Consider the following 24,432-nt stretch of genomic DNA (forward strand, 5'->3'; position numbering starts at 1 on the left):
ATGATTTATCGTATTCTCTTGCACTTTTTTGATAATTCCTTGCAGAATTATGTTCAGCTAGCTCATTATAAGCTACAGGAAATTCTTCGTATCTCCTCTACCCCTGTTATGCTTTCTTTTTTTACTATTCGAAGTTGCAGCTTGATATCATATTTGCGAGATATCTCTCTGATTATGGTAGTGAGCTATTTTTCAAGTTCGATAGCTGCCGTTAAAATAATACCCAAGGAAAGTTCCCACCTAATTCAAACCCTGACATAGTCAGTGGTATTCCCCCCTACATTTTTTCAAACTTTATTCTACTATTTTCAATGAAATTAAGCGTTGGAAAGCATGGGGTGTTCAAGATCACAATAAATCTACAAAGCTAAGTATCTCATTTGTGTTAGTTACATTTAACACAAAACATACCCATTGAGGTACTAATTATGATTGAAAAAACACTTCCCAACAACTTCGTTAAACTTGCAGAAGAACAACGTGAAAATGAAGAAAAGCTCTTTTCGAAAGAGAATGTGGTAGGCGTTGCACTCGGAAACAAGATCAAGAATGGTAAAGATACTGAAGAACCATCTATTCATGTCTTAGTGCAACACAAAATGGATCCCTCCTTACTTTCCAAGAATGATATAGTTCCTAAAACGATTAAGGGCACAAAAACTGATGTCATAGAAGTTGGCCAAATTGTAGCAGGCCCTTTAGCTCCTGATATTGAACCCATCAACAAAACCGATATAGACTCTGGTAATGGCGATTTAGCTGACTGGAATATGCAGGATGAACTGGATGATATACTGTCTAAATCTAAAAGACGCACTAAGAAAAAACAATGGCAGCAAACACCTGTAACAGAAATATCACCAGAACAGCTTCACCAACGCAGCCGTCCTGTACGAGGTGGATTTAGTATTGGACACTATAAAGTCACTGCCGGTACAATGGCAACTGCTTGTTACGATCTAAAATCCTTCCCTGGTATACCTCAGAAGTTTTATATCCTAAGTAATAACCACGTCTTGGCTAATTCCAATAATGCCAACATGGGAGATCCGATATTGCAACCGGGCCCTTATGATGGTGGTACATATCCGCGGGATATGGTAGGCCGTTTAAGCAGATTTATTCCTATTCGATTCAAGAATTCTAGAACTACTCCCCGTAACTATGTGGATGCCGCTATTGCCGAAGTCCCATTTCATATCGCTAACCGTGAAGTATACTGGATTGGACACGTTAAAGATCTATATGCAGCACCAAAAGTCGGTGATATTGTGCAGAAAGTTGGTCGTACCACCAATTTTAGTACCGGACGGGTCAAAAGTATTAATGCTACGGTTGATGTAAATTATGGAAATGGTCGTATAGCTCGGTTTGCTCACCAAATCCTAACTAGTCGAATGAGTGCTGGTGGTGACTCGGGTAGTCTCGTTACTACACTAGATGAAGAAGCAGTAGGACTATTATTTGCTGGATCGCCTTATGTTACGGTTCTGAATAATATCTTATATGTACAATCATTACTCAATATTCGCATACATGAAAAATAATGATGACTGGAATTATATCCTCTAAACTTTAAACGATAATAGTGAGAGGCAACCCTAAACTGCCTCTCACTCTCTAAATATAGATCAGCAATGGATAAAAACTTTAATAACGTACTCCGAAAAGCCCAAAACAACTGGATGAATATTAAGGATGTTATTTCTGTAGCTGAAGGCTTACAAGATAAAAAACGATGTATTGATGTTTATCTAGCTAACCAAAACGAGAAAGTAAAAGAACAAATACCAACTGAATACAAAGGATACAAGGTAGTATTTAGAGACAGTGGCGGGCCTTTTAAAAGCCAATAAACTATCTATAATATCCATCAGGATATAATTAATTATTAGATATTTATTGAGTATATGCATTACCCTTCTATGATAGTTATCTTAACAAATGGTATACTTTTTGAGCTCGAACTGCCATCAAAACATCAACTGCGATGCTTGATGCTTTTCATACGGGAGATTACTGGATAAGCCGGTTTATTATACAGCGTGGAATCGGGCTTATGTACCTGATTGCTTTTATTGTAGCTATTAATCAATTTCGACCGTTGCTTGGTGAAAATGGCTTACTCCCTGTACCACGTTTTATTGAACGCATCTCATTTAACAGCTCACCCAGTATTTTTCATTGGCACTACTCCGATTCCTTTTTTTCCTTCATTGCCTGGATCGGCTTGGGTCTATCCATGCTGGCAGTAACCGGAGTATCCGATAACGGCCCTCTTTGGTTGTCCGTCGTTATATGGTCGCTGCTTTGGTTTTTATATCTATCCATCGTTAATGTTGGACAAATTTTCTATGGTTTTGGATGGGAGTCACTTCTGCTGGAAGCCGGATTTTATGCAATTTTTTTAGGTCCATTACATTTCCAAACTCCTTTTTTAGTAATTATTATAATTCGCTGGCTAGTATTTCGACTAGAATTTGGTGCAGGCCTCATTAAAATGCGGGGGGATCAGTGTTGGCGAAATCTCACATGCCTCAACTATCACCATGAAACGCAGCCTTTACCCAATCCTTTAAGCATATTTTTTCACCGACTGCCGGAATTTTATCACAAGATCGAAACGCTTTTCAACCATATTGTTCAACTCGGAGCGGTATGGCTGTTATTTCTTCCCCAACCTTTTACTTCCATAGGTGCCGGTATGATCATTTTATCTCAAGGATATCTTATCATAAGCGGAAACTATGCGTGGTTAAACTGGATGACCTTAATACTGGCTTTTAGCGGTATCAGTGATACCTACCTACAGCACCTTTTCGCTCTTCATATCCCTCAAAGCCTTGTAACACCTATTTATTTTCAAATTATCATTATCGGACTTGCCGTTTTAGTAACGTACCTGAGTATTTCTCCTATTAAAAACATGCTATCTCCCCGACAACGGATGAATGCAAGCTTCAATCCCTTGCACCTAGTAAATACATATGGTGCATTCGGAGGTGTCACTAAAACCAGATATGAAATAATCATTGAAGGTACTACCGATGACAAAATAGATATAGATACCCAATGGCAGGAATATAAATTTAAAGGTAAAGTCGATGATCCCAAACACATGCCATTGCAAATCGCCCCTTATCATCTGCGTCTGGACTGGCAAATGTGGTTTGCTGCCATGTCCTCTTTACGATCTAATTCATGGCTATTACGTTTAATTAAGAAACTTCTTAAGAATGACCCTTCAGCTATCGGCTTGATAGCTCATAACCCGTTTACAGAGCAATCCCCAACTTATATACGAGCTCGGTTATTTAAATATGAATTTAGTAACTCTGAGGAGTTCTCCCAGAATAGCCAGTGGTGGCAGCGAGAGTTTAAACAGATCTATATGCCACCAAAATCACTAGATGAACTGGAAGGAATCAGGTTTTAAATTCGCAGAAAAATGAATTAATATTTTCTAGTAATTATTTAAGCAATTCTTTTAATTAAACTACGTCATTATGAGTTTTTTGGAAGGGAAGGAACTTGTTAATCATCTCAAATCTATCATCCATGAAGACACCCAGTTACATAAAGATCACTTTGACCTAAGTGCTGCCCAAATAGACCGGTTTACCATCGCTGGAGCCCTCGACTTTGGAGGAAGTGAGTTTAAACCGGTACAAACAGAATCCGTAGAATTACAGAAAAAACAAAGTGCCGATTATGGATGGTGGCACCTATCTGAAGGAACTTATCAAATAATAATGAACGAGACCCTTACCGAAATAACTGATGCCACAGCACTCCTGACCCCACACCCTCATATTCAAAAAGCGGGGGTTACAGCCAATACAACTATTCTACAAGAAACAGAAAATACTCCGATTACAATGACTATACATATACCTTCGGTAGGCTGTAATATTAAGGAAAATGCCCGAGTCGCTTCTCTCTATCTCCTTTCATATTAATGTCCGTTTAAAATAATAACTATTGAACTACTTCTATTAACTTACAATTCATATGAAAACTGTACGCTGGGGAATTCTTAGTACTGCAAAAATTGCTGTCGAAAAAGTAATTCCTGCTATTCAGCAGGCTGAAAACAGTACGGTTTCAGCGATCAGTTCTCGTTCTGCTGAAAAAGCCGATGCCATTGCCAATAAATTAGATATTCCCACTTCCTATGGTTCCTATGAAGAACTTCTTAATGATGCTAATATAGATGCCATATATAATCCTCTTCCCAATCACCTTCATGTTCCAAAATCTATTGAAGCGTTACAGCACCAAAAACATGTGCTTTGTGAAAAGCCGATCTCTTTGGATGAAAATGAGGCACAGAATTTACTCTTTGCGAGTCAGCAGTTCCCGGATCTTAAAATTATGGAAGCATTTATGTACCGATTTCATCCCCAATGGAGAAAAGCAAAATCAATTGTTGATTCCGGTAAAATTGGCAATCTCCAGACAATAGAATCATTCTTTTCATACTACAACGACGATCCGGCTGACATACGTAATAATCCGGATATGGGAGGCGGAGGACTAATGGATATCGGTTGCTACTGTATTTCAGTGTCTCGCTTTCTTTTTGATTCTGAACCCAATGAGGTTTCCGGATACTGGAAAATTAATCCTGAAACCAATGTAGATTATATAGCATCCGGTGTACTTAATTTCAGGGATGGTACGGCAACATTCTCTTGCAGTACCAAAGCGACTCCTTACCAACACGTTAATGTGGTAGGAACAGAGGGGCGAATTGTCATTCCCATTCCTTTTAATCCACCTTCTATGAAGAAAACAACAATAACTTTGCATAAAGACCAACAATCAGAAAATATAATTTTTGATCCTGCCAATCATTACACCTTAGAAGTAGAAGCTTTTAACCATGCCATAAGAAATAACACAACAGTTCCTACCCCATTAGATGATGCAATAAAAAATATGCACGTAATAGATCGATTCCGTAGATCCGCTGGCTCCTCTCCACCGAACGGATATTAGCCCCTGTCTGCCTCAATATTATTTACTATCTTTGATGCGAATTAATTATAGATTTTTATCAGTTTTATGGGCCAGAAAACGGACAAAATTTTAGAACGTGCCAAAGTTAATTTTAAGAAGGGTAACAATGAGAATGCTCTTAGGCTATTTAACCAGGTACTAAACCGTGAACCTACCCACACCGAGGCATTACGGAATAAAGGCCTACTTAAGATGATGGAAGGCAATTATAAAGAGGCCGAAGAATTTTTGCTTTTTGCTATTGACCAACAGCCTAAAGATGACCAGCTTTATCAAATGCTGGGAAGCTTTTATCAAAATAACAATGAACCTGATAAAGCCTTGGCACAATTTGAAAAGTCTATCGATTTAAATGCACAAAATCATCTTGCTCATAAAAGGTTAGGTATGTTGTTTGCTAATGCCCTTAATGATCATGACAATGCTGTCGCCCACTTTAATAAAGCTATAGAAATTAATAATAAAGAAACCGATCTTTACTTTAACCGTGGATGCAGTAATATGATCTTACAGGATATGACGAAGGCTAAAGAAGATTTCAGGAAGGCCGCAGATCTCGGGCATAGTAAAGCTCTAGATATGTTGGATCAATATTTTAGCTAATCATATCAATTCTTTTTGAGAGCATTAAAAATACTCTTTAAAAATTCAAAGACTGGAGTTGGTTTAATACCCCTTCGTTGGTTCTCTTTTCCTATCTCAAAAGCCAGTTTCCACTGTTTCATCAGAATGCATTGAGCATCCAAATATGAATAGCGAGAGTCGTAGATATTTGTCGACTCCGATGAGACTCCATTTGCTTCCAGTATTGTTATCTGTTCCCCCCTTTTAAGGTATTCGGGGGAAGTCGTTTTAATATCAAACCGACCAAAGAAAAAACCTGCGGCAGGTTTACAAATTTCATCCATACTTCGAGTCAATTTATCCGTAATCAAATCCCTGCCCTCTTTAAATATTGCGCCTCGCGCATGGGTACCAATATCTACAATAGAAATGATCTCTCCTTCATCCGGAACCTCGTATAGTTGATCTTCATTCTGGCGAAGATGCATTTTGGCCAAGCTCACAGCCTGTTCATCATCAAGAATTAGTTCTTCTATCGTTTTTTGGCCATCTCCTATAACCTTTAAGCCTTTCTTAGTAGTAATAGAATAGATATTCCCAGTAGTAGAATCCGGATAACGATAATAAAAGAGCCCAAATTCATCTCCTTGCACATATTCTTGAATAATGGTCTCGTGCTCTGCAGCCTCCAGGTAATTTTGCATAGCCTGAATACTCCTAATCACTTTTACCCCCCTACCTCGTTCCCCAACATTCGGTTTTAACACAATAGGAAAAGATAAATCATGCTCTTCCATAAATGATTCTGCTCGTTTCTTTTTCTCTAACAAGTCAATATGAACAGGTATTAATCGATAACAAGCAACATCGTCTGAATTAAAGAGTTTCAAAACTTGAACCTTCGATTCTCCAACAAAACCGCCATGAGGAAGTGCCGGATTTGAAGCTGTAAACTGCGTTAGGCAACGATATTTGATACCAAGATATATCACATAACAAAAAACCGGGGTGTACAAAATAAACGGTGACCAAAACTCCCAACTTGTTAAGCGTCGATATCGGGAAATCAATAACCTTCGGCCTTTATAACTGAATGCAGGTAGTATCACTTTTACCATCATAACCAAGAATACAATCGCTCCCAGAAAAACCCAGATTGCATAATTATGGTAAAGCGAAAAATATCGTATTAATTCATTACCCAGTAACTTAGATATACCTACCAGCATAGGAGTCCAGATAATGGCAGCTAACAAAAAATAAGTGGTAAACATCCAGAAACCTGCACCAATCACCCCCGCACTAAAATATGTGGGTAAGCGACTTCCCGGCAAAAATCGGCTGGCAATAATAATAGCCGGACCTCTGGCTTTAAACCACTCCGCACTTTTATCAAGATCTTTTTCAGAGATCATCCATTTAAAAGGAGCACGACGAACGGCCGGACGTCCCATATAACGTCCGACAAGATAAAGTCCAATATCACCTATAAATATCCCAATAAAACTTGCTATGGTAGCCGGCCAAAAACCGATGAGCCCGCGCGCAGCTAATAATCCCGCTCCAATACAGGTTAAATCTTCACTTACCAGAGTTGCCAAAATAATAATAAGCATGATTATAAGCAGAGATACCCCCTTAAACCTCTGAAACTCCATGTTTGAAAACGGTTGCTTTGCCTGCTGAACACGCTGCTCAGGAGCAGTACTTGCTATCATAGCCTCTCCTCTTTCTACCTTAGAAACAAAGCTGTTTAAAGCCTGAGCTATAGAATCAGTTTTTGTTTCAATCAGGTCATGATCTGCTTTAAAAATCTTTAGAATACTTTGAGGAACAATTCGATGATGTTCCTTGGCTGCAGCTAAGGGAACTAAGGGATCCATCTCACCATGTAAAATGAGCATAGGATTTTCATATTCTTTAAGATACTTGCGAAGTGGGCGTTGGTCTGATTCATAATGACTTTTAGCATAGGACACGTTAATTCCGATTGCATTCAACAACCCGAAATGAGGAACTGCATTATGTAAGACCCATACGGTACCCAGTTGCAAACCATGAACTAAGTGGTTTAAACGGTAGCTCCCTAAGAGCTCCAGTTCCTGTACACCAATGGATGATACAAGACTTATAGAAGATACTTTTTCCGGATAATCATGTGATAAATAAATTGCACTGGCACCTCCCAGCCCGTACCCTATCAGATGTGTAGACGAAAGTTCTAGCTTTTCCAACAACTGGTTTGTATATAAAGCTAACGACTCAAAAGAGTAATCTGGCAGATCTGAAAGTCCTCTTCCGTTGTTATATCCAGGTAAGTGAGGAATGATGAGACGATATTTATCTGAAAGCTTTTTTTTCAACCCTTCAAACACCTCCGGCCCTTCCGGTCCACCCGGCAATAAAAGCATTACAGCAGGATCTTTCTTATTCCCCGTATAGATATCCTCGTAGTGGATTTCTATTTCTAAATCGCTTAAAATGCTGTCACCTTCCACTACATGTACAGTAACCGAACGCTCTGCTGTTTGTTCTTTTGGCAGTGGTTGATTTAAAACCCATAGTACAAAATGTGAGGCCAGTAATAATAATACATAACCAAGAGCATATTTTTTCCACCCCGTAAGACCGGCAAAAAAGTTCTTTTCCATTAATATCGATTTAACTCTTAGTTATTTCACTGTGGTACTTCTTCGATAGTCACGGGTGAAAAGTTACGACTTACCTCTTGTTTTAAATCCTCGGCAAGTTTTTTTCGATCAGTACTAGAGATCGGCTGCCTACCAAATGTAATTGTCGCTTTAAAACTTTTCAATTTTAACAATTCCCAAAAATGTGGTAGAAATTCCATATCCCCCCACCAGCAAACATTTAAAGAAGCCGGCTTAGCAGGGTTAGAAGTTTTATAAGTAATGGTCGCATAATGAACGGGCATCTTTACTTTAGCCGGATATTGCAATAATGACGCATTAAAAGTGTTAACAGCAGCCCCCTTGGTGCTTGTACCTTCGGGAAACAATAAAACTCCTTGTTGTTTTGAAATTACATCCGATATTTGGCTATTCATCCGTTTTACATCCCGTTTTAATTCCCGATCTATGAAAAGAACACCTAATACTTTTGTTCCCCAACCGAAGAAAGGCCATGATTTTATTTCACTTTTGGCTATAAAAGTAGCGTTCAGATATCGCCACAAGGGAATAACATCGACATAGCTCAGATGATTGGATACCAAAAAAAAGGGAGGGTTGGGAGGAGATCCATTAACCGTTAAATTAAGACCTATTAAATATCCCGTTATCCAAGCCCATCTTTTAATGATGTTATTTTTCCATCTAACAGCCCAATTACGGCTAATGAATGGTAATAGTATATTTCCTGCCGCAACCAAAAGCACCGTCATTAATGAAACGGCAAAGAATAGGACCAATCGTATAGATGCTCGTATATACTTGATCATACAATAATAATTGAGCTTATTTCAAGAATAGAGCTTTTGTTCGTTCGTCAAGACCCATTATATCCACTAGAATAAGGTAATCAATTGTTTTAAACTGTTTATCCAAGGCAGGTCGAGACAGAATCTTAGCCCCCAAATCAACATAAAGTTTAAACAGTTGAGGTAACTCTACCTTCTTCCATGCCTCTTTATCGCGACTAACTTCCGGACAATCAAACTCTCCTTTCACTCCGATAGTATAATCAGAATGCAATAATCCCTTCTCCTTTAAATAGTCCATCACAATCCATCCTTCGGTAGGATCGGTACTGCTAAGGGAACAACAACCAAAAAGATATCGACTCTCGGTGAGCTTCATATATTCAGCGATACCCCGCCAAAGTAGATACAATACGCGTCCATTACGATGATTTTCATGAATACAGGCCCGTCCGACTTCTACTGATCCTTTCAGGATATCAACCGATAGATTTTCTATGCAATATTCATCCGAAGTATAAAAACCTTCGTGCTGGACAGCCGTTTCGTACGTCTGCATTCGATAGGTTCCAATTACTGACCCCGACTCTTTGTCTATAACAAGCAGATGATCACACTGTTGATCATATTTATCGACATCTAACCCTGTTTTATGAGACCGTTCCAAGCCCTCATCCAGTTCTACATTAAAAACCTGGTACCGTAACGATTGAGCTTTACGTAACTCTGCCTCTGTTTCGGCTAAACGTACCAAGTATTTTTGGGAGGATACCAATTGCTTAGAAAAATCCTTGTCTTCAGACATATATCGTGTTATTAAATATCAAATAGCCCTTAAAGTAACCTATTAATTTCCCAATAGAGTTATGAAACTATTAGATCTTTATTAAACCGTATTTATCGGTGGGATGATACACTTTTCACAAACAGTTTCGCAAATAAAAAGTGATATTTTTGTACAAAACAGTTTAATCCAATGCCTGATTCGCAAACCAACTTTTTAGGGCTTTATTAACTAAACCCGAATAATACATCTCCTTTTCTTCAGCCGTAGATTTTATTTTTTCCACAAGTGTAATATCCAGGTTATAGCTAACAACCTTTTTCTTTGCTTTCTCTTCTTTAAGAGATGGTTGAGATTGGGATGGCGTACTCTTTGTTGAAAAACCGTTGCTTGTATTTCGCTGTTCTTTTTTGGGCGGCTCCTTTTTTTGTTTGCTATCAGACACCCCTAAATCAGGGATAAAGTCCATCTTAGAACTATTGCCTGACCCAAACCCAATAGGACTGCTACCCAGACTTTTCTTTTTACCCATAATGTATAAACCTAATTAGAATCTAGCCCTGACCATTTCTTATTTCCTTAGCTAATGCTGCATAATCTTTAGCTCCATGACTGTTGGGGTCATACTCAAAAATTGTTTTATGATGGCTAGGCGCCTCTGCTAACGCTACATTATCTCTTATTAATGTGTCAAAAACCTTTTCACCAAAATAATCTTGAATATGATCTACAACCTCTTTATTCAAATTTTTTCGCCCATCAAAGAGAGTACAGATTATACCTGAAATTTCTATATCCGGGTTCAAACGTTCTTTTACGACCTGGATGACATCCATTAGCTTCGATAGCCCGTGAAGAGCAAGATACTCTGCCTGCAGAACAATAAATATCTCATTAACAGCCGTAAAGGCATTGAGCGTCAATAACCCTAAATTGGGCGGACAATCAATTAAGATATAGTCATATTTATCGTAGAAAGGAGCAAGTTTATTCTTAAGAATATTTTCCCGAGCCGGTTCAGTAGCAAACTCCATCTCTGCTCCAGACAGATCTATTGATGATGGCATAATATCGAAACCGTTATGACTAATCAGCGTTTCTTCCGGATCAACCTTACCCTTCATAACATCATAGATACTTGTTTCTAATCGATTCGAACTCAACCGGAGTGAATATGTCAAATTTGCCTGAGGATCAAGATCAACCAGCAATACCTTTTTGCCCTCTCGACATAAACCGGCACCCACGTTAATAGTTGAAGTTGTTTTTCCTACTCCACCTTTTTGATTTGTAAAAGCAATCGTTTTCATAATTCTATTTATTAATATTCCCAGATAACATTTTTATTAAAAGGAGAAGTTCTTCTTCCTATTAACTAGAGTAAGTCAACACCCATTTGTTACAAGTTATATTAAAAAATTTTAATATTCCAAATTATAAAGTTTACGAAATGCTCTTTACACGGTTTAATAGGGGTTTAACTCCTTCTTCTAACTAACCATCACCAGTTTGGGAACAAAAAATCGATCAAATAATGTGCTGCAAAAATAATTGCTGTAATGGCAACAGCAATTATTAATACTGTTACGGCAATTGCCTGACCTTCTGTCATCTCTTTTTTTGTGGATTGCTTCTTTTTCTTCTTACCCATACCGTTGATCTCGTCTCGTTAGTATTTACATCAATCTAGGGCGGTAATAAATTATTTGCAAATTCTTATGATCACTAATTAATTCATTATTTTATTTGCCACAAATTTCCATATTTCCTTTGTTACTTACATTTTTATATCTCTGATTAAAACATATTTATGGCAACACCAATTACCCTCAAAGAACATTCCTATAAGCTCTGGAAGATCGGCACAGTAATTTCAGCAATACTCAGCATTGTTCTTTTCCTTGTATTCTGGAATATAACAGACCCGTTCTGGGGTAGCATATTTCGACTCCTTGCCTTTATATTCTTTGCCTTAACAGTATTAGGCTATCTGAAACTAATGAACGGTCCCCTACAGGTTAGGCTAGATAATACAGAAGAACTATTAGTCGTGAGCTACCGAAAAAAAGATACTATTATTCAGGAAGAGCAGTTCGAAATCGATACCATCAACCAAATAACATCTGCGGCACCATCGGAAAACCCTTTGATTGCCTACATACAACCCAAGACAGTAGTTTTCAAAATTAACTTCAGTGATACCCAGCGTGAGCTTTTTCTTTTTGAATTTAGTGGGCGTCCCCTCCTTTTTGAGGCAACAGATCAAAAAAAGATCAAAGATTTTTTACAGTCTGTAGAAATAGATGAATCCATTCCTCTTTAATCTCTATATGGCAATGGGTAAACAGCAGGGCTTTTATACCCCATTCGATCGACAGCACGTACCCCAAACAGGTAATTGTCTTTTGAAACCCCTTTGATAGTAGTCTGGGTTGTATCACCGACAAATTTTTTATTTTTCCAAAAAGCCGTATGGGTTGGGCGCCATACTATTTCATATCCTTTAAGATCTGGCTCCTTCCCTGCTTCCCAGCGTAATGTAGTATTATTTTCTAATTTTGAAACATTAATACCAACCTTTTGGGGACGTGCAGGAGCATTAGCTAATGTTGCAAGAGCTGCAGCATTAAGCTTTGTTACTTTGGCAACATAAGGATAGTCTACAAATTTAGGTAAATCACCATACTGAGTACCATTCTCTAGCCGTACATCCTGGTGTTGTCGTTCATAGTACTCATGTGGCTCACTAAAACGCACTGCCGGATATCCCTTTTCCAAAAAAGCTGAATGGTCTCCCCCTCTCAAATATCGATCTTTTCGATAAATGATCTTAGTATCCAAATCGATATTAGAGTTCTGGCTCACCCGGTAGATAAAACGTCCAAGTTGTCTTGAAGGAGTATCATTTTCGCCCCCGGTATATAATAGCATCCGATGATAGTCAGAAAGCGTTTTATCAGCCGGTATACCTTGTGTAAACACCCGTACTTCATCGTCGTGTACACTCCCATCAATTCTTTTTATCGTATTGCCGATGATATCATTTGTAAACATTGCTGCAATATTGAGATTTCTTTTCTTTGCATTTTCAGCAAAATGATTAGCTCCAAGTAATCCCTGTTCTTCACCGGCAACAGCCATGAATACAATAGTAGCATCGAACTCAAAATGCGACATCACCCTGGCCAGTTCCATAACAGCAGCGGTTCCGGAAGCATCATCATTAGCTCCCGGGGCATAACTGGAATCATTCATAATATCTGACACCCTCGAATCGTAGTGTCCGCTAACAAGATAAATTCGATCTTTACTTTCCAGTTGTTTGCCCGGTAACTTCCCAACCACATTCACAATTTCTGTTGGTTCTTCAATCCTACTGTTCTCAGTTTCAACATATCGATCATACTGAACTTTTAACCTGTTACCGGACCTTTTTTGATACTCTTTAAACTTCTTAAAAATCCATCGGCGGGCTGCCCCTATACCAACAGAATCACTTGTGGTATCAGAGGTTGTATGACGAGTATGAAAGGAAGCTAACTTACGAATATTTTTTTCAATAGAATCTGCAGAAATCTCATGTAATACTTTTGAAAGCTGATCTTTAGACTTTGCTTTTTTGTCTGCTTTCTCTGTATTACACCCTCCTGTTATTCCAAGAGTAAAACAGATCAATACCAATAAATATTTTCTGAGAAACATGAATTTTAATTATGATTTGGAAGAGTTTCCTAAGAGAACTTTTACCTAAGGATAAAGGACTCTGTACATAAATGTTGTAAAAGCTTTTATATCATTTGCAAAACAATAATTATTTGGGCAACATCTAAGCATAAAATTTTAACAAACTGCCATTGTATGAAATCATTGTATAAACTTTCTCTTTTCTGTATTGCTGTTCTTTTAATGGTCGGATGCTCAAGTTCCGAAAATCATATGCAGCAAGCTCAGAAGCTAGCGCAAGAATTTATTATTGTTGATGGTCATATAGATGTACCCTATAGGCTAAAAAGTAACTGGCAAGATATTTCTCAAAAAACAGAAAGTGGGGACTTTGATTATCCGCGAGCTAAAAAAGGAGGACTAGATGCCCCTTTTATGTCGATATACATTCCAGCCCGATACCAAAAAACAGGAGGTGCCAAAGCCGTGGCTGATAGTTTGATTGATATGGTTAAAGGTATTGCGACTGATAATCCCGATAAGTTTGCCATTGCCAACACTCCCAAAGAGATTAAATCGCAATTTAATAAGGGACTTATATCCCTGCCTATGGGTATGGAAAATGGAGCTCCCATAGGAGACAGTTTGGAAAATGTACAATACTTTTTCGATCGGGGCATTCGATACATCACCTTAACACATTCTAAGGACAATCAAATAAGCGACTCCTCTTACGATACTACTGCAAATACACACCAAGGGTTAAGTGAGTTCGGTATGGATGTCGTCAATGAAATGAATCGTGTGGGCATGATGGTTGATGTATCTCATATTACTGACCAAGCGTTTCAAGATGTAATAGAAATTACAAAGGCTCCAGTAGTAGCTACTCATTCTTCCTGTCGGCATTTCACCCCTGGTTTTGAGCGTAACATGAGTGATGAGCTCATTAAAGAACTAGCAGATAATGACGGAGTGATAATGATTAATTTCGGATCTACTTTTCTCGACAGTATCTCTCAAAACAGCATCGAACAAGTAAGAAATGAGATCGCTCAAAAATTGGAAGAAAAAGGCTTGAAAAGCGGAAGTAAAGAAGCTGAGTCATTTCAGAGAAAATACTTCCAAGAGAATTTTAAATTCAGTACCGTTGAGAAAGTTGCAGATCATATCGATCACGTCGTTGAACTGGTCGGTGTTGAACACGTAGGATTGGGATCAGACTACGATGGTGTAGGCCCTACTCTGCCCACCGGCCTAAAAGATGTGTCAACTTATCCCAACCTATTTAAAGAGCTGCTGAACCGCGGTTATACCAAAGAAGATATTCAAAATATTGCATCAGGTAATATCTTTCGAGTTTGGAATAAAGTAATAGAAGTATCTAAACAGATGCAGACCGAACAACCTCAATAATTCTGATTAAATACCCGACCACAACTGTAGTGTTCGGGTTATTATACCAACTATATAATCATGCAACCGATTTCTTCCCCTACCCTTTTACTCAACCAAAGCGTTTGTAAAGCTAACCTCCACAGGATGGTTGAAAAAGCTAGAGCTCACAACCTCGTTCTAAAACCTCATATGAAAACCCATCAATCAAAAACGGTTGGAGAGTGGATAAAAGAGGAAGGGGTGAATGCTGTTACCGTTTCTTCCATTGAGATGGCACAATACTTCGTTGAGGCTGGTTGGAAGGATATCACTATTGCTTTTCCCGCAAATCCGAATAAATCTCATGCTTTAAATGAGCTGGCAGCCCAAGTTGATATTACGATCTTAATAAACAGTAAAACTGTTGCTAATTCACTATCAGAATCACTAAGCCACCCTGTTAAAGCTTATATTGAAATTGATACCGGTGCAGATAGAACAGGTATACCTTCGGAAAATACTGAACAGATCAACGATCTCATCTCTGCTATTCAATCTACAAAACAATTAGAATGGACGGGCTTCTATTCGCACCCGGGACACTCTTACCAAGCACGTTCGAAGGCAGAGATCAGCAAGGTACATCAATCCGTTTTAAAGCAAGCTCAAGCATTAAGAGAAAGGTTTAGTTTCTTATCAAATACCTTTGAAATATGTATTGGTGATACTCCCTGTTGCTCAATTGCTGAATCATTTACCGGAATTGATGCAATTAGTCCCGGCAACTTTATATTCTATGACCTTATGCAAACACAAATAGGAAGTTGTGAGGTTGCTGATATTGCTGTAGTAATGGCATGTCCTATTGTAGATCGGTATCCCAAAAGAAATGAGGTAGCTATTCATGGTGGAGCAATACACTTTTCTAAGGAAAAGTTAAGAGAAGGAAATATCACTCACTATGGCCAATTGGTAACTCCATCCGATGATCATTGGCAACTCCCCCATAATCCAGCCTACCTTGTATCGCTATCACAGGAACACGGTATTGTACGTTTCGACCCCAAAGATATGAAACACTATAAAATTGGGGATACTGTTTATATTGCCCCTGTCCATTCTTGCCTTACAGCAAACTTAATGGAACACTATAAACTTGCCCAAGGCAAGATTATACAGCAGATGCGTAAAACGCGGTAGATACCTACAGATATTAATTTGTACTCCTATCAAGCTTTATTTCGCTCGATATAACCAAGCATCACTATCCTTTTCTTTGATATCCTTGAGTGCTCTGCGGGCGTTATCAAGCTTCTCAAAGGCATTATAGGCTACAAACCTCCATCCATTTCCTTGTTTTCTAATGACCACAGCATCTCCATATCCCTGCTGAACTAATCGATCTCTATAATCTTCTGCATTACCTACATTTTTAAAAGCACCTCCGATAATGTAATAACTTTTAGGTGCAGTAGGTTGAGTAGTTTCTTGATGATTCATTTTAACATCAAGCGTATCTGCCGTTAGGTTCTGATCTCCTCCGAGATCTAATTTTACTTTCTCGGTTTTAACCTCTGGATCAGCTATTGTTGGCTCTTTTTTTTCAGCTTCCTCTTTCAGCTCAACTTTTTCTTCTTCATCCTCAGCAGTAGAAGGATCCGTTTTAGGTTGTTCATCCATCTCCGGCTGTTCCTTAACCTCTTTTTCCAGAGAATCCTGATTATCCTCTTCGAGCTCTTCAGGATCAAAACCGGCATCTGTTTCTTTCGCTTTTTGACTTTCTCTAATTTCTTTGCGCATCCGCTGACGCTCATCCTGCAGAACCTCATATTTATCCTTGTAATCACCGTCTTCATCTATACGTTCCGGGATTGTGGGCTCTAAATCAGCTTGCAATAAAATCACTAGCTCACGCATTTGGGTATCACTGGAGTTATACCCAAAAAGATAACGGAGACCAAAAAACCATGGTGGCAAGTCTTTTAATATTGGAATACCCCTTCGTACCTCCGACTGTTCAGTACTATACAAACCGGCAATAACCGTAGCTTCTCCATCCAGCAGCAGCGCCTGAGTTGAAGCTTGTTGCTTGTTAATAATTGTACTCACGGGATCAGGTTGCGCTGTTGAACGTTCAGCTACAATATCAAGGTGTACAAAAGTAGTGTCATTTTGTTCAATTACTTTCGGAGTAACTTCCAAGATTGTACCAACACTAAAGAAATCCTCAATCACATTACCGGCAATATCACGTTGCTTAATAGAAAAATCTTGGCCTACCTGGATACGGCCATCTTCTCCATCCATTACTTTAATCGTTGGGGAGGCTAAAATCTCACCAAGGTTATCTGCCTCAAACGCACTAAATAAAGCCTGAACATTAATACCGGTATTCCCAATCTCACCAACATTTACGATAGCATTAAAAACCTCTTGAGAAACATTTTGTGCACCTTTTGAATTGACCTGAACAAAAGGTCCAGTGCCATTAAATTCTGAGCTTGGAATCTGACTACCTTGACCTTGTCCACCTCCACGGCCACCTCCACTACCCCCGTCACCGCCTCCCAAGACGGAACTAGGTACATTTTCTGAGATGGTAGACCAATCAACCCCGATTTCTTGCAGTGCCCGGCGATTACCTTCAAAAAAGATAGCATTGATACGTACTTCCTGTGTTCCTGTGGTAGCTACTGGACCTTGTTGCTCTCCTTGGCCCCCACCACCTGATGCTTTAGCTTGCTGAGCTGGACTCTGTTGAGATTGAATCGTTACTATTTCATAGAATTCTTTCTTGTCAAGGAGTGTCCTGTTCTTAACCTTTAAGATAAGTTTTAAGGCATCCATCCAGTGCATTGGGGGAACAGAAATACCAATATTGCCCTCAGTTTGGGCACGATCAATAACAATTTTATTTCTGAATTTTTGAGCAAAATCATTGATTACATCCAATGCCCTTTTAAAAGAGGTACTTCGATCAAAAGTAACCACCTCCTCTGGATTTGTGTATTCTCGATACTCTGCAGGTAAATTATCTCTATTCTGAGCATTTGCTAAAGAAACAGAAATAAGCAGGGTAGCAAATAAAAGTGATGTAAATATTTTCAATCTAGACAATCTCATATTAATTACTTCTTTCATTTTCATCTTTATTAACCTGCAAGGTTAGTTGATCAATAATACCACCTCTATTAAGCCTAAAAGTGGCAGAACCCTCATTTACATTAATCTGTGTTAATTCTCCCAAATAAACATCATCGCCTATAGACAGCTTTTTCATAACTCCGTTTTGGTCAATCATAAAAATCTGATTACTACTTACCGCCATTAAAGAACTAGACTCTACATTAACTAAATTATCTTCATTAGGCTCTATCGATCGAATTAAAGGGAAAAACGGATTATGTACCGATCCGTATAGATTATTGGTAATAGATAGATCAGCTTCCCCTAGTAATTTCACGCGGTCATAAAAACTGGTTAGGATAAAATTGAATTTCACTTTTCCATAAGATTCGAGCTCATTGATGGGGCTCATATCCACCTTGCTTACTTTATTAAGCGGTCTACTCAATTCAATCTGACGTATAAAGTTATTCACATTTCTATAATAGCCTTCTCCCTCAATCAACATTTCCATGGTCCCATACTGCCCATAAGTCGTTGAATCAGTAAAACTAAAGGAGAAATCTGTATAAGCAGAACCTGTGCCTACATTGCTTAAGAATTCATAAACCAAATCTTCATTACTATTTGGATACAACGCTTTGTTATAGTTATTGAAAAAAGACCTTGCCTCTTTGTATTGTTTTTGCAGTATGGGGTACTGATCCGCTGTTTGCTGTTTACTGTTAAGTTCTTGCCGGGTTTTTTGAAGCTCACCTTTTAACTCTTTGATCTGGGGTTTTTGATAATAATAGATATATCCCCAGCCTCCACCGATAAAGACTGCCAATACAAACAGTAATATTAACGTATTTCTAACTCCGTAGGACATAAAAACTGCTTCCTGTTATTTTTCAATTAGATTTTGAACCTCTTCCGGCGTAGCAGGAGAGTATAATGAATCGTTAGCAGTAAATTGCTTAATCAGTATAGAAAAATTGTATACATCTTGTTCTCTGACCACTTCGTTTTTGACATCCATTAATGTGGCTTCTTCAAAAATTTCAATAATTTGAGGTACTCTAGATCGATATAACGTATATCCTTGTATGAATACTCCTTCAGAAGCTCGTTCTGAAAAAGAGGTAAGCCAGCTACTGCCTACCTTTTGTATACCTTGATTAAGAATTTCAAGTTTAGTGGCCCATTCTCGGCTACCCTTTGCCAAAGTATCTAGCATTACAAGTTTTTCGGTGAGAGTCCCCAGATCATTTTGTAGCTCTTTCGAACTGGCCACAACAGGATTAAGCTCTTTTATTTGGGATTCCATCTGATCTATTTCTCTGGAATATTCCTCAATTTGCTGAGCATTCTGTGTATAAAAATAGTTGACAGTAATTGGTGCCAGAAAAATTAAAAATAAAATGAGCATCCCATGCCACTGAAGTTGAAAAATCTTTTGCCGGTCTTTAACATATTTTGGTACAAAAGAGATTTCAGGAAAATATTCATCTTTAGCCCCCGAAGCTGATATAGCAGCTGCAATAGCGGTTGTAAAAGAGGATACTGAAGATGGATCAACATGCTCAAGATCAAAAAACTCCTCCTTGAACGTGAAATTTTCGACATGAATATCCGGGAAGTTATCTTCAAAAAACTCTACTGCCTGATCTCCCCGGCTATTATTGGTCAACAAAATACGATCAAGGCTTGGAACCTCTCCAGTATCTAGCTGGAATAAAATCTTACTAAAAACAGTATTTAAAAACGATTTTTTAGATGTTCCCTCATTTATAATAGGTGAAACAAGCCAAACCTCTTCCCCTTTCATAAATACTACCCTGCACTGCTCCTTCCCAAACTGTATAATGCCTGTTATTTCATCAGCATCCAGTTCATAGTTGGCTCGAACTAATCCAACCAGGGCAATTTCATCCGGAATAATGTTCTGTATAGCTATTTTACCTGAATAGAGCTCCCGAACATTATTAATCAATTTAAGCGTAGAAGACTCATCATCTATAGATGCTAATAACAGGGACCCATCTTCCCTGACTTCATACGAGTAGTTATCTTCTGTTTTAGGCATGCCATAGATCGATTCCAGCTTATCTTCGAGATCTTCAATAAGGTCTTTTTCCTTGACCTCACTAAAGTCTGTATCTCTGATAATTTGAAAAATTGTATCTCCGGCCGGTACATTCAGCCCTAAATGAAGTTTATCCGAATCCAGATCGGTAAGCAGATCATAAACCAACAACTCATTGGATTTAGCTTCTTCAGATTCTTCAACCATATCCATAGCAAAATCATCGGCCTCTTCTTCCAGGCCTTCAAAATCGATATCTTCCCCTTCATCTTGATCTTCCTCTTCTAATCCAAATATAGAATCGGCATCCTGATCTTCTAACCGATCTTCGGGTTTTTCATGCTCTTCTGAGCTAGTATCGCTGCTAATCTTTTCGACCAGTGAATAGCTGTCGATCTTGATTAGTTTCAGCGTACCACCGTCCATACGAATCCGTGCTACTCGGATGGCATCATCCTGTATGGTGAGTCCTATATATTCTTTATTTCCAAACATCGGGCTAAATAATCCGCTATAGATTAATATTCAGTTTCTGAAATTAGCTGCTTGAGACGCTTTTTATTATTGGCGTTATTAATCGCTTCTTCTTTGGATATTTTTCCTTCGTCGTATAACCGCTTCAGATCTTGCTCCATTGTATTCATACCTTTCGAACTACCTTCCATCAACATCTGGTAGATTTCCCCAATATTATTATTTCGGATAGCAGCTTTTACAGAACTGGTAACGACTAACACTTCTTTTGCCAAAACACGCTTACCGTCAAGTGAAGGAATAAGCTTTTGACTAATAACGCATGTAAGTACATCAGCAAGGCGAGTTCGTACCCGGTTTTGTTCATTTACAGGCACCTCACCCAATATACGCTCAATACTTTCCATAGCTGAGCTTGTATGCAAAGTGCCAAAAGTTTTATGTCCAGAATCAGTAATTTCAAGGGCCGTCATAATCGTTTCCGGATCCCGAAGCTCCCCAATAACAATAATATCCGGATCTTGACGAAGTGCCTGAATAGCCCCTTCCTTAAACGATTTAACATCACGGCCGACTTCACGATGTCGAACAACTGATTTATTTGGCTTATGAATAAGCTCAACCGGAGATGCAATAATTACGATATGAGAATCAACCGTTCTATTATTTGCATCTATAACAGTATCGAGCGTTGAAGATTTACCAGAACCGGTAATACCGGTTACCAGCGTTAAACCATATTTGAAGTACTTTAGACTTAAAGCCTTGGCAACTTCAGGATGTAGGTTTAGTCCTTTAAAAGGCCTGATAGTATCATCAATCTTTCGCATGTTAAGCGCCAGATGTTCAAGATCAAAGTACATATCTGCTCGAAACCGTTTGGCATCTGAAATCTTTTCACCAGTATTTATGGAGTATGAAAAATCTAAATTACGATTCTCCAGCAGATGCTCACGTTGGCTGGGCATAATTAAATTATGAAGGAGAAAATCAGTTTCGGTTAACGTAAATTCGGGTGCACTCTTATCAGGAGATTTATCGCCATGGATTCGATACCAAACTTTATTATCACAACCCGGACCACCTAAATCAATATCCGAAGCATCATTTTCGAACATCTTATTAAGTAACCCTTCAACAACATCTTGTAATTCGCTTCGTACTTCCTGGGGTAAATCGTCTACAAGAGCCCCAATTTCCTGATGGCGCTCCAATCCCTTTGAGCTAGCTTTTAACTGCTCGGAAAGCGGCGTAATAATTTCTTTTGCTCTATCTACTTGTACCCCTACTTCCATCTGTTATTGCATATTTTATTGATAATAATTCACTAATAAAGAGAGACCAATGCCCTATTTGTTACAAAATAAATGGGATACCCCATTATCTCCATATTTATAATGGGTACTGGACCTAACTACACTCTAAAACATTAATTTTTTTTAATATTTCCAAATATATTTTTACTATTACCAACTGGTATCGTCTAGCAGACGTTTTTTTAGCTGTAATAACTGAATATTCATATTACTGATCTTCTTCTGTTGAATTTCAATAATATTACGTGTGAAGATGTTGAACAATTTTTCCGGCTTCTTACGAAAGAAGTTTAAGGCTTCGTATCGTTCAAACTTTAAAAGTTGGGTATCCCCTTCTGACACTACCTTTGCCATCCGATTATTTTTGCTGAAAAGAAATGTTTCTCCTAGAAAGTTGCCCTTAGAAAGAGTAGCTAACTGTATATTATCCTTCCAAATAGACACCTTCCCCTCTGCTATCAGGTAGGCAGAATTAACGTATTCCTCTTCATTAATGATGATATCATCCTGAACAAACTTTTCTAGCTGCCCCAAATTCAAAAACTCCATAATATCTTCATAGTGGAAGTTTCTGAGCAACAACGGTGGTTCTTTTAGGAATTGCCGTATATATTCTGGTGCTGCCTCTTTTTCTGCTTGATTTTCAGTTGTCATAACTGTACTCCGAATTTAAACTTGTGCTAACCCCATCAAAACACATTCGATTATTTCTACTGTTAGTATTTGCTCCAATAGAACGATGTTTATATGCAAAGTCAATCCTCTATTGTAATTGCTGCAATTTCTTCTATAGTGGTAAGGCCATTTTTAATACGTTCCCGGCCCGAGCCGCGCAGACTCAACATTCCTTGACTCATAGCATGTTCTTTTATCGCAACCTCATCAATTTCGTCACCGGATTCAAGAATCATTTTTCGAATTTCTTTATCAAAATACAGGGCTTCCATAATAGCGGTTCGTCCCTTATACCCATTACCACATTTATCACAGCCTACCGGCCGATAAAATGTAGTCTCTTCATATTCTTTTTCGGTAAATCCTATCCCCTTGGCACTTTCTATATGAGGTTCATATTCTTCTTTACACTCATCACAAAGCGTACGAACCAACCGCTGTGCCATAATAAGATTTACTGCATTGGCAATAAGGAATGTTTCAACTCCCATCTTATACAAACGTGAAATAGCACTTGGTGCATCATTGGTGTGGAGTGTTGAAAAGGTCAAGTGACCAGTATTGGCAAGTTTAATAGCAATTTCTGCTGTTTTAAGGTCCCGGATCTCACCAACAAGTACAATATCAGGGTCATGACGCAAAATACCCCGCATAGCAAGATCAAAACTCATGTGATTTCCAATTTTCAACTGTCTTGCCCCTTCTATCAGGTATTCTACAGGATCTTCAACTGTAAGAACATTTACCGATGGGTCGATCACATAGTATAATGCAGCAACAAGTGTAGTCGACTTACCACTTCCTGTAGGACCTGTTACAATAACAATACCGGAAGGCTTTTCAATCGCTTTTACAAAATCGTCTTTCGCCTTTTCTTGCAGACCCAGTACATTAAGGTCAGTAATCACTTCTCTGTCATCGAGAATACGGATAACAATAGATTCAAATTTCCGATCAAATTGCTCTCCCACCATCGGCATAATAGAAACACGGTATCGAATGCTGTGGTTATCTACGATACGCTGTATAAAGCCATCTTGAGAAGCATCACGCTCAAAACGATCAACATTACGTGTTTTATCTTTAACAACTGCAGATATCGCTTCCGGCTTCACATTATTTTGCTGATGCCATAACTCCAACTTACCATCAATCCTGAACCTGATATCCGTTGATGTTGGTCCACAAGGTACAATATGAATATCACTTACTCCTTTGCGAACCCCCTCTACCAAGAAGCCCTCAACCAGAGAATTGAGCATACTCTGGTTAATTTCCGCATCTATTTCTTCCTCATTAATCTCATCATCTTCTTCTTCAAGATCAGGCTCTTCATATTCGATCTCTTCAAGAAGGTCCAAAAACTCATTCTTCTGCTCATAAACCTGCGTGAGAATCTGTTCGACCAACTCATATCGGCAATAGACAATCTGATGTTGCCTAAAGTTAAGTTTACTTATAATATTGTTAAGTGTAGGATCAGAAGGGTCTGCAGCTGCAATAGTGAGCGTATTTTTCCCTTTCTTTAAAGGAACTGCTTTTTGGTGAACCAATTCATCAATGACCTCGGAAGGAAGTTCATCAATATGGCTTTTTATATTTTCTATTACATCATCTTCAACTTCATCCTTATCAGCAAAAACCTCATCAAAAGCATAGATAGAAGCGACCTCTTTCATTACCGTATGCCGGTCAATACCTAAATCCTGATACAAGATCTGGCCAATCCTTCGATTAGAAGAATCAGGCTCCTCGCGCAAGATGGCCAAGGCCTCATTGAGTTGCTCTTCGGAGATAATACCTCGATTTACAAGGATATCGCCAATATGTTTGCGTGTATTTACTTTACCCATTTATAAAAAACAACGATTTCTGCTGGAACCAACAATGAAACTTACCGTCTAATATACATTATAACAGCCCA

At 38.5% G+C, this 24,432-nt stretch carries 22 protein-coding genes; 9 read left to right on the top strand and 13 right to left on the bottom strand.

The window, feature by feature from the left end; translation table 11 throughout:
* The first annotated feature begins 428 nt into the window (after positions 1-428).
* The 6 genes from FCN14_RS03860 (at position 429) to FCN14_RS03885 (ending at position 5,625) form a co-directional block, all read left to right on the top strand.
* Positions 429-1,547: a chymotrypsin family serine protease gene (locus tag FCN14_RS03860; RefSeq protein WP_138429763.1), complete on the top strand. Its 1,119-nt coding sequence runs from the start codon at positions 429-431 to the stop codon at positions 1,545-1,547.
* 90 nt (positions 1,548-1,637) lie between these two features.
* Positions 1,638-1,856 (top strand): hypothetical protein, encoded by a 219-nt coding sequence (locus FCN14_RS03865; protein WP_138429764.1) that lies wholly within the window; start codon positions 1,638-1,640, stop codon positions 1,854-1,856.
* A gap of 134 nt (positions 1,857-1,990) precedes the next feature.
* Positions 1,991-3,436 carry a lipase maturation factor family protein gene (locus FCN14_RS03870; RefSeq protein ID WP_138429765.1) on the top strand — a complete coding sequence of 482 codons (1,446 nt, stop codon included), beginning with the start codon at positions 1,991-1,993 and terminating at the stop codon, positions 3,434-3,436.
* 70 nt (positions 3,437-3,506) lie between these two features.
* Positions 3,507-3,959: a dCTP deaminase/dUTPase family protein gene (locus tag FCN14_RS03875; protein WP_138429766.1), complete on the top strand. Its 453-nt coding sequence runs from the start codon at positions 3,507-3,509 to the stop codon at positions 3,957-3,959.
* Between the two features lie 52 nt (positions 3,960-4,011).
* Positions 4,012-5,001: a Gfo/Idh/MocA family protein gene (locus tag FCN14_RS03880; protein WP_138429767.1), complete on the top strand. Its 990-nt coding sequence runs from the start codon at positions 4,012-4,014 to the stop codon at positions 4,999-5,001.
* Positions 5,002-5,067: 66 nt separating this feature from the next.
* Positions 5,068-5,625 carry a tetratricopeptide repeat protein gene (locus FCN14_RS03885; RefSeq protein ID WP_138429768.1) on the top strand — a complete coding sequence of 186 codons (558 nt, stop codon included), beginning with the start codon at positions 5,068-5,070 and terminating at the stop codon, positions 5,623-5,625.
* 5 nt (positions 5,626-5,630) lie between these two features.
* On the opposite strand, the gene FCN14_RS03890 is transcribed toward FCN14_RS03885, so the two are convergent.
* From FCN14_RS03890 to FCN14_RS15685, 6 genes are all read right to left on the bottom strand, one after another.
* Positions 5,631-8,237 (bottom strand): alpha/beta fold hydrolase, encoded by a 2,607-nt coding sequence (locus FCN14_RS03890; protein WP_138429769.1) that lies wholly within the window; start codon positions 8,235-8,237, stop codon positions 5,631-5,633.
* Positions 8,238-8,263: 26 nt separating this feature from the next.
* Positions 8,264-9,046, bottom strand: coding sequence for a lysophospholipid acyltransferase family protein (locus tag FCN14_RS03895; RefSeq protein WP_138429770.1), 783 nt, complete (start codon positions 9,044-9,046; stop codon positions 8,264-8,266).
* 16 nt (positions 9,047-9,062) lie between these two features.
* Positions 9,063-9,830 carry a GNAT family N-acetyltransferase gene (locus FCN14_RS03900; protein WP_138429771.1) on the bottom strand — a complete coding sequence of 256 codons (768 nt, stop codon included), beginning with the start codon at positions 9,828-9,830 and terminating at the stop codon, positions 9,063-9,065.
* A gap of 163 nt (positions 9,831-9,993) precedes the next feature.
* Positions 9,994-10,341: a hypothetical protein gene (locus FCN14_RS03905; RefSeq protein WP_138429772.1), complete on the bottom strand. Its 348-nt coding sequence runs from the start codon at positions 10,339-10,341 to the stop codon at positions 9,994-9,996.
* Between the two features lie 22 nt (positions 10,342-10,363).
* Positions 10,364-11,119 (bottom strand): ParA family protein, encoded by a 756-nt coding sequence (locus FCN14_RS03910; protein WP_171032796.1) that lies wholly within the window; start codon positions 11,117-11,119, stop codon positions 10,364-10,366.
* Positions 11,120-11,310: 191 nt separating this feature from the next.
* Entirely contained in the window at positions 11,311-11,460 is a 150-nt protein-coding gene (locus tag FCN14_RS15685; protein WP_171032797.1) for a hypothetical protein, read from the bottom strand.
* A 159-nt stretch (positions 11,461-11,619) separates the two neighbouring features.
* On the opposite strand from FCN14_RS15685, the gene FCN14_RS03915 reads away from it, so the two are divergent.
* Positions 11,620-12,132: a hypothetical protein gene (locus FCN14_RS03915; RefSeq protein WP_138429774.1), complete on the top strand. Its 513-nt coding sequence runs from the start codon at positions 11,620-11,622 to the stop codon at positions 12,130-12,132.
* On the opposite strand, the gene FCN14_RS03920 is transcribed toward FCN14_RS03915, so the two are convergent.
* On the bottom strand, positions 12,129-13,511 hold the full coding sequence (locus tag FCN14_RS03920) for a M28 family metallopeptidase (protein WP_138429775.1): 1,383 nt from the start codon (positions 13,509-13,511) through the stop codon (positions 12,129-12,131). The genes FCN14_RS03915 and FCN14_RS03920 overlap by 4 nt on opposite strands.
* 156 nt (positions 13,512-13,667) lie before the next feature.
* On the opposite strand from FCN14_RS03920, the gene FCN14_RS03925 reads away from it, so the two are divergent.
* Both FCN14_RS03925 and FCN14_RS03930 read left to right on the top strand, forming a co-directional pair.
* On the top strand, positions 13,668-14,888 hold the full coding sequence (locus FCN14_RS03925; RefSeq protein ID WP_138429776.1) for a dipeptidase: 1,221 nt from the start codon (positions 13,668-13,670) through the stop codon (positions 14,886-14,888).
* A 60-nt stretch (positions 14,889-14,948) separates the two neighbouring features.
* On the top strand, positions 14,949-16,049 hold the full coding sequence (locus FCN14_RS03930) for an alanine racemase (protein WP_138429777.1): 1,101 nt from the start codon (positions 14,949-14,951) through the stop codon (positions 16,047-16,049).
* 36 nt (positions 16,050-16,085) lie between these two features.
* Here FCN14_RS03930 and FCN14_RS03935 read toward each other — a convergent pair whose 3' ends face one another.
* The 6 genes from FCN14_RS03935 to FCN14_RS03960 form a co-directional block, all read right to left on the bottom strand.
* Positions 16,086-17,990: a secretin GspD/PilQ domain-containing protein gene (locus tag FCN14_RS03935; RefSeq protein WP_212747560.1), complete on the bottom strand. Its 1,905-nt coding sequence runs from the start codon at positions 17,988-17,990 to the stop codon at positions 16,086-16,088.
* On the bottom strand, positions 17,974-18,846 hold the full coding sequence (locus FCN14_RS03940; protein WP_138429779.1) for a type IV pilus inner membrane component PilO: 873 nt from the start codon (positions 18,844-18,846) through the stop codon (positions 17,974-17,976). Before FCN14_RS03940 ends, FCN14_RS03935 begins: the two co-directional genes overlap by 17 nt.
* A gap of 15 nt (positions 18,847-18,861) precedes the next feature.
* Entirely contained in the window at positions 18,862-20,538 is a 1,677-nt protein-coding gene (locus FCN14_RS03945) for a PilN domain-containing protein (protein ID WP_138429780.1), read from the bottom strand.
* A gap of 23 nt (positions 20,539-20,561) precedes the next feature.
* Positions 20,562-21,812, bottom strand: coding sequence for a type IV pilus twitching motility protein PilT (locus tag FCN14_RS03950; RefSeq protein WP_138429781.1), 1,251 nt, complete (start codon positions 21,810-21,812; stop codon positions 20,562-20,564).
* A gap of 171 nt (positions 21,813-21,983) precedes the next feature.
* On the bottom strand, positions 21,984-22,487 hold the full coding sequence (locus FCN14_RS03955) for a cyclic nucleotide-binding domain-containing protein (RefSeq protein WP_138429782.1): 504 nt from the start codon (positions 22,485-22,487) through the stop codon (positions 21,984-21,986).
* Positions 22,488-22,588: 101 nt separating this feature from the next.
* On the bottom strand, positions 22,589-24,361 hold the full coding sequence (locus FCN14_RS03960) for a GspE/PulE family protein (RefSeq protein ID WP_138429783.1): 1,773 nt from the start codon (positions 24,359-24,361) through the stop codon (positions 22,589-22,591).
* Between the last annotated feature and the right edge of the window lie 71 nt (positions 24,362-24,432).

The sequence above is a fragment of the Fodinibius saliphilus genome, assembly GCF_005869845.1.
GTDB classification, from domain to species: Bacteria; Bacteroidota; Rhodothermia; order Balneolales; family Balneolaceae; genus Fodinibius; species Fodinibius saliphilus.

Excerpts from the sequence above, each read along its gene's own strand:
- FCN14_RS03860 (WP_138429763.1), top strand. The coding sequence starts at position 429 with ATGATTGAAAAAACACTTCCCAACAACTTCGTTAAACTTGCAGAAGAA.
- FCN14_RS03865 (WP_138429764.1), top strand. The coding sequence starts at position 1,638 with ATGGATAAAAACTTTAATAACGTACTCCGAAAAGCCCAAAACAACTGG.
- FCN14_RS03870 (WP_138429765.1), top strand. The coding sequence starts at position 1,991 with ATGCTTGATGCTTTTCATACGGGAGATTACTGGATAAGCCGGTTTATT.
- FCN14_RS03875 (WP_138429766.1), top strand. The coding sequence starts at position 3,507 with ATGAGTTTTTTGGAAGGGAAGGAACTTGTTAATCATCTCAAATCTATC.
- FCN14_RS03880 (WP_138429767.1), top strand. The coding sequence starts at position 4,012 with ATGAAAACTGTACGCTGGGGAATTCTTAGTACTGCAAAAATTGCTGTC.
- FCN14_RS03885 (WP_138429768.1), top strand. The coding sequence starts at position 5,068 with ATGGGCCAGAAAACGGACAAAATTTTAGAACGTGCCAAAGTTAATTTT.
- FCN14_RS03890 (WP_138429769.1), bottom strand. The coding sequence starts at position 8,237 with ATGGAAAAGAACTTTTTTGCCGGTCTTACGGGGTGGAAAAAATATGCT.
- FCN14_RS03895 (WP_138429770.1), bottom strand. The coding sequence starts at position 9,046 with ATGATCAAGTATATACGAGCATCTATACGATTGGTCCTATTCTTTGCC.
- FCN14_RS03900 (WP_138429771.1), bottom strand. The coding sequence starts at position 9,830 with ATGTCTGAAGACAAGGATTTTTCTAAGCAATTGGTATCCTCCCAAAAA.
- FCN14_RS03905 (WP_138429772.1), bottom strand. The coding sequence starts at position 10,341 with ATGGGTAAAAAGAAAAGTCTGGGTAGCAGTCCTATTGGGTTTGGGTCA.
- FCN14_RS03910 (WP_171032796.1), bottom strand. The coding sequence starts at position 11,119 with ATGAAAACGATTGCTTTTACAAATCAAAAAGGTGGAGTAGGAAAAACA.
- FCN14_RS15685 (WP_171032797.1), bottom strand. The coding sequence starts at position 11,460 with ATGGGTAAGAAGAAAAAGAAGCAATCCACAAAAAAAGAGATGACAGAA.
- FCN14_RS03915 (WP_138429774.1), top strand. The coding sequence starts at position 11,620 with ATGGCAACACCAATTACCCTCAAAGAACATTCCTATAAGCTCTGGAAG.
- FCN14_RS03920 (WP_138429775.1), bottom strand. The coding sequence starts at position 13,511 with ATGTTTCTCAGAAAATATTTATTGGTATTGATCTGTTTTACTCTTGGA.
- FCN14_RS03925 (WP_138429776.1), top strand. The coding sequence starts at position 13,668 with ATGAAATCATTGTATAAACTTTCTCTTTTCTGTATTGCTGTTCTTTTA.
- FCN14_RS03930 (WP_138429777.1), top strand. The coding sequence starts at position 14,949 with ATGCAACCGATTTCTTCCCCTACCCTTTTACTCAACCAAAGCGTTTGT.
- FCN14_RS03935 (WP_212747560.1), bottom strand. The coding sequence starts at position 17,990 with ATGAAAGAAGTAATTAATATGAGATTGTCTAGATTGAAAATATTTACA.
- FCN14_RS03940 (WP_138429779.1), bottom strand. The coding sequence starts at position 18,846 with ATGTCCTACGGAGTTAGAAATACGTTAATATTACTGTTTGTATTGGCA.
- FCN14_RS03945 (WP_138429780.1), bottom strand. The coding sequence starts at position 20,538 with ATGTTTGGAAATAAAGAATATATAGGACTCACCATACAGGATGATGCC.
- FCN14_RS03950 (WP_138429781.1), bottom strand. The coding sequence starts at position 21,812 with ATGGAAGTAGGGGTACAAGTAGATAGAGCAAAAGAAATTATTACGCCG.
- FCN14_RS03955 (WP_138429782.1), bottom strand. The coding sequence starts at position 22,487 with ATGACAACTGAAAATCAAGCAGAAAAAGAGGCAGCACCAGAATATATA.
- FCN14_RS03960 (WP_138429783.1), bottom strand. The coding sequence starts at position 24,361 with ATGGGTAAAGTAAATACACGCAAACATATTGGCGATATCCTTGTAAAT.